The 6,561-nt window shown below is 45.1% G+C and carries 6 protein-coding genes; all 6 read right to left on the bottom strand.

The window, feature by feature from the left end; translation table 11 throughout:
• A partial coding sequence (locus E4T82_RS08115; RefSeq protein WP_135182343.1) for a transposase family protein occupies positions 1-275 on the bottom strand: 275 nt, incomplete at its 3' end.
• Between the two features lie 360 nt (positions 276-635).
• Positions 636-2,360: a glycoside hydrolase family 3 protein gene (locus E4T82_RS08110; protein ID WP_135182337.1), complete on the bottom strand. Its 1,725-nt coding sequence runs from the start codon at positions 2,358-2,360 to the stop codon at positions 636-638.
• Positions 2,361-2,394: 34 nt separating this feature from the next.
• Positions 2,395-3,192: an HAD family hydrolase gene (locus tag E4T82_RS08105; RefSeq protein WP_135182336.1), complete on the bottom strand. Its 798-nt coding sequence runs from the start codon at positions 3,190-3,192 to the stop codon at positions 2,395-2,397.
• Positions 3,193-3,194: 2 nt separating this feature from the next.
• Positions 3,195-4,034 carry an SDR family oxidoreductase gene (locus tag E4T82_RS08100; protein WP_135182335.1) on the bottom strand — a complete coding sequence of 280 codons (840 nt, stop codon included), beginning with the start codon at positions 4,032-4,034 and terminating at the stop codon, positions 3,195-3,197.
• An 18-nt stretch (positions 4,035-4,052) separates the two neighbouring features.
• Positions 4,053-5,147, bottom strand: coding sequence for a mannonate dehydratase (gene uxuA / locus E4T82_RS08095; protein WP_135182334.1), 1,095 nt, complete (start codon positions 5,145-5,147; stop codon positions 4,053-4,055).
• Between the two features lie 13 nt (positions 5,148-5,160).
• Positions 5,161-6,561 (bottom strand): glucuronate isomerase, encoded by a 1,401-nt coding sequence (gene uxaC, locus E4T82_RS08090; protein ID WP_135182333.1) that lies wholly within the window; start codon positions 6,559-6,561, stop codon positions 5,161-5,163.

Genomic DNA, 6,561 nt, shown 5'->3' with positions numbered 1-6,561 from the left:
ACTTTTAACTCCGTTAAAAATTGAGGGTTAAGCATACTCACTACACCTTCTAACGTATCATGAGAAGGACATCCATCACTCAAATCAACATATTGTCCAAGAAGGGATTCATTCATCTCAATAAAATCTTCCATTTCTTTCCAAGTTTCAATACCTGCCAGCTGACTAACAAAAACATGAAACAAAATGGTAGATAGGGAATAACGAACTTTCCACGGTTGGCGTTTATCTAATTCTTCACTTTTGGCTTCTAGTGAAACAAGAAAATCAATTATCGTAGTTACCTCTTTTTCTAGTTTACTACTTTGATTGATTTTGTCGCTATGTAAATAGTTTTCTGAAAACTATCTTTTCTTCATGCGTTTGACGTGGATTCTATGATTTCTGAAAGCGAAACTTTCTTCATGCGTTTTTCGTGGTGGAGAATTTTTCCCGAGTTTATCATACTATACACAAAACAATAAATTAAATATATATGTACCAATCTTGTTTCAACAAGATTATTTTAGGTGAATGATACCAGTTAATAGCATAGAAACTAGCGGAGCACCAAAAAGCCCCCTCATACTTGCATGCACGTACGAGGGGCTTTTTCTGAACTGGAGAACGTTCACACCATTCACCCAGTTATATCGTTATAATTTCGCTTGCCATTTCTTGGTCCAAACGAGTTCATTTGGTACACCGTGGAAATCTGCCTTTCCTTCTAATTTGTCAAGGAGGGCTTCAATAGTATTGGAGTTGTGGTGATAGGCATTGATCGCTGTCTTGACCATGGTCGCATCGTGCAAGTGGGTCGTATAATTGAGCGACACCAAGATTGTCGGTACTTCATGCACATACCAAGGGACTTCGTTGGACATGGCTGTTTTCCACTGGATGCGATAGTTATTTTGTGCACCGTAGCCCACGACATTTGCTACTGTCAATGCCAAATCAACTTCCTTGCGATAGCTCAAGGTTGAGCCCTTAATGCGGGTCGTGCCGTCATTGATTGTCACTTCATAACCCCTGCGTTCCAAAGCTGACTTGAGATTCTCTACGACCTCATCACTGGCTGACATAATGCCTCCCTTTTCTCCTTCAAGATAGTAGAGGCGAATGCGACGATGCGTTTCTGGGCTAATCGGTAAGTTGTCTTGCGTATCTTTTAAGAGGGTAATTGACTTATCTGCTGCTTCTTTTTGCCATGCCAAGTGTTCCTCACACCCAATCACCTTTAAATCTTCGGCTGTTTTTAGGAGCGTCCCTTCCGCCTGTTTGATGTGGAGATTGAGTTTGGCTTTTAGCCCCAAAATCCGACGAACGGCATCATTCAAGCGTTCCTCTGTGATGATCCCCTTACGGTAGCCATTGAGCATAAACTGAAAATCTTCATCCATATCATTAAAGAAGAGGAACATGTCACAGCCTGCTGCAATCGCACCCGGCACATAGTCTTCCCTGCGCATGGCTGCTGTCATTCCCAGCATGTGACTCGCGTCCGTGATGACCAAGCCATTGAAATCAAGGTTAGTCTTTAAAAGCCCCTCTATCAATTCTGGTGCCAAGGTTGCAGGTAGAATATCCTCATCTTTTAGACTTGGATTGAGCTGTTGCTGATAATATGGAAGCGCAATATGCCCCGCCATAATCATCTCTACTCCACGTTCAATGTGATGGCGATAGACCCGTCCAAAGGAATCTTCCCATGCTTCGGGTGACAATTCGTTGACACCAAGTACTAAGTGCTGGTCACGCTCCTCTGTCCCATCTCCAGGGAAGTGCTTGATACACTGAATCACTTCACGCTCCGACGTTAAACCATCTAAATAAGCGCTAGTGTAGCGGATCACATCTTCGGCGTTTGTCCCATAGGCACGGGTATTGACAATCGTATTACGCCAATTTTCCAGAATATCCACGCATGGGTCAAAGTTGACATTGACACCGAGTGCTGTTGCTTCACGGGCAGAAACCAAGCCTGCTAGATACGGCACGCGGGTATCTCGGCTCGCTTCGGATTGAGCCCCTGAGGAAATGTAGGTGCCGCCTTTGACCGCACCGTCTCCACCAGAATCGCAGTTGGCAGCGACTAGAAGGGGCACCTTGGAATGACCTTGTAGTTCATTGATGAGTCCTTGTACCTGTTCAGGACTGCCATTCATATAGCGTGCACCACCAATATGGTATTTTTCAATAATCTCTTGATTGCTCAGCGTATTGCCACTAAAGGCATCTCCACCAAAGAAGAAAAGGTTGACAAATAACTGTCCAATTTTCTCCTCATCTGTCAAATCCGCCAATGTGGACTCCACCCATTCAATCTGGTCCTTATCTAAATTGTAGGGCTTTTTACGTAAATCAACTAATGTTCCCATGCTATTCTCCTTTTCCTGTCTAGGTTGATACTCTTTAATCCTCTAGGTTTTCCCAAAATCGGGCTGTTACTGTTGTTGCAAGTTCATCTGTCCATTTCTGTTCCAGCAAATATTGGAGATAGACCTGCGTTAGGTCCGCCCACGAGCTTGCCTCTTGTCCGACTAGAATTGGGTAGAAAGAGATATGGTTTTGCTCTGCCGCCCTCAAGTCCCCCGGCGAATCGCCTATCATCAGCATCCGCTGAGGATCATAGCCCTCCTCTAGCAAACTGGCAAGTACATCTTCTTTCTTCCCTCGGTCTTGACAATAGAGCTCATCTACAAACTCTAGCAAGCCTTGATCCTGCCATTCTTCTAGTACCGCCTCTTTATTTGCCGAAGAGACGACAAAAACGTTCCCCTTGGTTTTCAGAAAGGCGAGGGCTGCTCGTACTCCTTCAAATGCACGAACTTCACCATCGTAGTCTTGAATGGCTCGATTGACCCGCACCGACCAGTCCAAGGCCTTGCGTAAGTCATCTGACGGTGTTATTTCTAAGGTTTCTTCCAAGGAACGATTAGACAGGGAGGAGGTGTTTTCCACCCATTCTTCCAATCGGTCAATCCCGGTCACACCCGCAGACCTTAGCCCTGTTACGAGACCTACAAAACGGTTGATGCCGCGTGTTTTTGAGTAGAGGTTGACACGGTTCCACTCGATCAAAAATGTCTCCCTATCTGTAATATCAAACACATCTGCTGCTAACGGTCCAAAGAACAGTTGGTGCTTGTAAGTCATCGTATCCATGGCACAGCCGTCTGAGTCCACACAAAATACATAGTCTGTTTTCATTCTTATACTCCAGAATAGGCCGAGAACCCACCGTCAATCGGTAGTACCACGCCATTGACAAAACTTGCTAGTTGCTCGTCTGCAAGGAAGAATACGCCGCCGACCAATTCTTCTGCTTCACCAAAGCGTCCCATTGGGGTATTGGTCAAAATTTTAGTCGCACGCGCAGTCGGCTGTCCTGTCTCATCAAAGAGGAGACCACGGTTTTGATTGGTCACCAAGAATCCCGGTGCAATGGCATTGCAGCGAATGCCAACCTTTGAAAAATGCACCGCCAACCATTGGGTGAAATTGCTAATTGCCGCTTTGGCACCTGAATAGGCTGGAATTTTGGTAAGAGGGGTAAAGGCATTCATACTGGAAATATTGATGATATTTGCCCCTTTCCGCCCGACCATATCTTGAGCGAAAACCTGAGTAGGAAGTAAGGTTCCAAGATAATTCAAGTTAAAGACGAAATTGATACCACTTTCATCCAAATCAAAGAAGGTCTTAGTGTCACTCGGCAGGTTCACTTCATGAAACTCATTATCTGTAGTCGCCTTTGGATTGTTTCCGCCAGCACCGTTGACCAAAATATCAGTTGGTCCAAAATCTGCTAGGATCTGCTCGCGTACTTCTTCTAAATTCTCTTTTGAGAGAACATTTGATGCATAGGCTTTTGCTACACCGCCAGCTGCTTCAATCTCATCTACAAAGACTTGAGCTGCTGCTTCATTCAAATCAAGCAGTGCAACTTTGGCACCCGCCTTGGCAAATTCCTTAACCAAATAGCCACAAAGAACCCCTCCAGCACCTGTAATCACTACAACCTTATCCTTAAACTCAATCACTTTTGTCATCTGTCTTTCTCCTCTTGATTAGTCTTTTCCAACTGCCTTGTCCTGAATCCCGAAATCGGGAATCTTACCTGCCGCTCTCATGTTGGCTTCATAGAGGCCATTGAAATAGGTTGCCCCCAAGGCTCTGTCGTAAAGGCCGTACCCCGGTGTCTTGGTCTGATCTCCCCAGATTCTACGACCATGGTCAGGACGAAGTGCTCCTTGCCAATCGTAGTCTACCAACAATTTGACAACGCCATTCATATCAATATCCCCTGCCTGTGAGAGGTGGGCAGTCTCTTGGAAACCCCACTCCCCTGCTGTGACATTACGGGTATGCATAAAGTTAATCCGATTGCGCTTCAAAGCGTACTCGGTCATGGCAAGCACATCATTTTTAGGATCTGACGCATAGGAACCAACACACATGGTAATCCCATTGTTCGGTGAATCGTAGAGATCAAGGAAGCGCTCCACTGCTGCCTGCCCTGTTATGATACGAGGAAGCCCAAAGATACCGTACGGTGGGTCATCCGGGTGAATCGCCATTTTCACACCAGCAGCTTCTGCAGTCGGGAGAATTGCCTGAATGAAGTAAGCAAGATTTTCCCACAAGTCCTCTTCTGATACATTGTAACGATAGTTTTCAATGATCGCTTTCATTTCATCCTTAGAGTAGGAGGAATCCCAACCCGGCAAGTTTAAATCATCTGCCACAGGATCTACCCCTGCCAAGTCCTCTTTTAAGAAGGCGAGCGAAGTGGTCCCATCTGGAAGAGGATGATGCAAGTCCGAACGAGTCCAATCAAAGACAGGCATAAAATTGTAGCAGACAACTGGAATTCCTACAAGACCAACATTTTTAATGGAGGTCTTATAATTTTCAATTAACTGATCACGATTCGGCTTGCCTTGTTTGATGTCCTCATGTACCGGAATAGACTCAATCACCGTGATTTCAAGACCAGCCTCTTCCACCATTTTTTTCAATTCTAGGATTTTTTCTAAAGGCCAAGCCTGACCAACTGGCACATCATAGACAGCTGTCACAATCCCCTGCATTCCCGGAATGGCTTTGATTTCTGCTAGGGTTACAGGATCTTTTTTCCCGTACCAACGAAAAGACATTTTCATCTTATTACCTCTTTTATTTTTCAAAAAATTGTTGTGCATTGTGGTACGAAATTCCTTCTACCACTTTTCCTAGTGCCTGATAATCTTCTGGCACCTCCTCATCTGCTATCCATTGCCCGACATAGGATGCCAAAATCCGTCTAAAGTAATCATGGCGCTGATAGGACAAGAAACTCCGAGAATCCGTCAGCATGCCGACGAAATTGGCGAGCATTCCTTGCTCTGCATAGGCATTCATCTGGTCAATCATGCCGAGTTTGGTATCATTAAACCACCAACCTGCTCCAAATTGCAATTGGCTCCTAAGCCCTTTTTCATTGGCTTGGAAGTTCGCCAAGGTATTGGCGAGAACAATGTTATAGATCGGATTTAAATTGTACCAAATCATCTTGGGCAGACTATCGGTCTGTACCAAATAATCTAGCAGCTGGTTCAGATGATGGGGCAAATTCATCTGATCTCCAATAGAATCCACTCCGACATCTGCACCCAGACGATTGAAAAGGTCCGTATGATTATTCCGCAAGGCACCAAAATGTACCTGAGTGACAAAGCCATGTTGTTTATAAAGACGACACAAGGCAACAAAGACTGCTGTCTGCCATTTTCGGATGTCGGAAGCACTTGTCGTTTGACCTGCTAAGGTAGCCTGCAACAGGTCGTCCAACTCTCCCTTACTTGCCCTCTCAAAGCAAATCTCCGTAAAACTAATATCACTTGCTACACAGCCTGCTTGAGCAAAGTAGGCAACCCTATCTCCCAGAGCTGCTACTAGGCTGTCAAACCGAGCAATGGTTCGATTGGTCTTGACCTCCAAACGACGGATAAAATCTCTGAAATTGCGATGTTCGATAAAGGCTTCATCTGGTCGGAAGGTTGGTGCTACTACTGTTTCCAAGGTCTCATCAGCCGCTAGACGCTGATGCCATTCTAAATCATCCAAGGGATGATCGGTAGTGCCAATAAAGGTCACCTTGGCAGCTTGAATGAGCTTTCTGGGGCTGATTTGCTTTTCTTGCAAATAGGCATTTAAACGGTCATAGAGCGCTTCTGCATTCTCCTCTGTCAGATGCTCACTCACTCCAAAAACCTGCCTTAATTCTAAGTGGCTCCAGTGATAGAGGGGATTTCCGTATGCTCTACTCACTGTCTTAGCCCAAGCCTTAAATTTGGTCAAGTTGGAAGCAGTTCCTGTAATCTCGTTTTCTGGAATACCATTTGCTCGCATTAGGCGCCATTTATAATGGTCACCTCCCAGCCATAAGTCCACAATGTTGTCATAAATCTGATCCTCATATATTTCCTTGGGATCTAGGTGGCAGTGAAAATCATAGATAGGCAAGTCTCTTATCTGCGCATATAGGCGATGGGCGGGCTGATTTTTCAACATGAAGGAATCATCATTAAAGGTCAT

This window comes from Streptococcus cuniculi (assembly GCF_004570575.1).
GTDB classification, from domain to species: Bacteria; Bacillota; Bacilli; order Lactobacillales; family Streptococcaceae; genus Streptococcus; species Streptococcus cuniculi_A.
Note: the sequence above shows the minus strand (reverse complement) of the source record. Positions and strands in the feature narration are given on the sequence as shown.